The organism is Psychrobacter sp. T6-1 (genome assembly GCF_052258445.1).
In genome coordinates this window covers 1-1,112 of record NZ_JBQQFC010000530.1, presented here as the reverse complement: position 1 = coordinate 1,112, position 1,112 = coordinate 1, and the positions used below count along the sequence as shown (strand labels likewise).

The following is a 1,112-nucleotide window of genomic DNA, read 5'->3' as shown; positions in this document are numbered from 1 at the left end:
TCGTCGACCACTTCAACCAGTTCAGTCATAATCGGGCAGCGTCCATGTTTGAGATACCATAAGGTATCAGGATCAAAGGGAGGTCGATTAGGCGAGCGCCATTTGGCACGACTTGCCAGATATCTATCAGTGAGCGGCGTTGGTGTGCCAACGTTGCTTACTTGCGCTAGCGCATCACAGATACGCTCAACGCGTTCAGGTTCACGCAGTGGCGACACCAGCGTTTGCGCATCTAGGCTTTGCGAGTGCTCTTGAACTGGCGTCTTACTATCTATGCTAGCGGCCTGCTGGACATTTTTGGCAGCCGTAGTCGGCAAGTCATCTTGCTCTGGTCCAAATGACTGTAGCATTCTTGCCAAACTCAATACCATGACTGGCCCTACTCCTCGCCTGTTATTTTAATACTAACGTTTAACCAAACTTGCGGCAGTTTTGCTTATTGATTTATAGCTTGCAAGCCGTGACTTGATATCGTATCTTAACAGCTTTTTGCCCTGCTGCCAGTAAGCAAACGTCACCATTTCTCTCTGATTATTTGAGCAAATTACTATGAACGCCCCTGATTATCTCTCTGGTTTTTTGCTTGGCTTATCGCTCATCATTGCCATTGGCTCGCAAAACGCTTTTGTCCTCAAACAAGGGCTCAAACGCGAGCATATCTTTTATATCTGCCTATTTTGCGCAGTAAGTGATGCGCTACTCATCGCAGCGGGCGTGGCAGGGTTTAGCACAGTGACCGCCCGCTTTCCACAGGTGGTAAGTATTGCCAAGATCGCAGGCGTGCTGTTCTTATTAGGGTACGGTTTGCAGAGTCTATACGCAAGCTTGCGTGTCTCTCATGCTTTGACTGTCGAGGGGCAAGTGGTCACCAGCCTAAAAAAATCCCTGCTACTGTGCTTTGGATTTACTTGGCTCAATCCGCACGTCTACCTAGATACCTTGGTGCTCGTTGGCATGGTTTCAACAGGCGCAAGTAGTAAGCTTACCTTCGCACTCGGCGCCGTCAGTGCCTCTTTTATATTCTTTTTTGCGCTCGGATATGGGGCGAGGCTACTACAACCTTTATTTATCAAACCAAAAGCGTGGAATATACTGGACGCGTTCGTTGGTTT

General features: G+C 48.4%; 1 protein-coding gene and 1 pseudogene. One reads left to right on the top strand and one right to left on the bottom strand.

Annotated elements, in window-relative coordinates:
- A pseudogene (locus tag ACTXGO_RS14365) lies at window positions 1-371 on the bottom strand (hypothetical protein); the annotation flags it as partial.
- A gap of 178 nt (window positions 372-549) precedes the next feature.
- Between ACTXGO_RS14365 and ACTXGO_RS14360 the strand changes: the two are divergent.
- Window positions 550-1,112: LysE/ArgO family amino acid transporter (locus ACTXGO_RS14360; RefSeq protein WP_443574992.1), on the top strand; the 563-nt coding region annotated here is incomplete at its 3' end.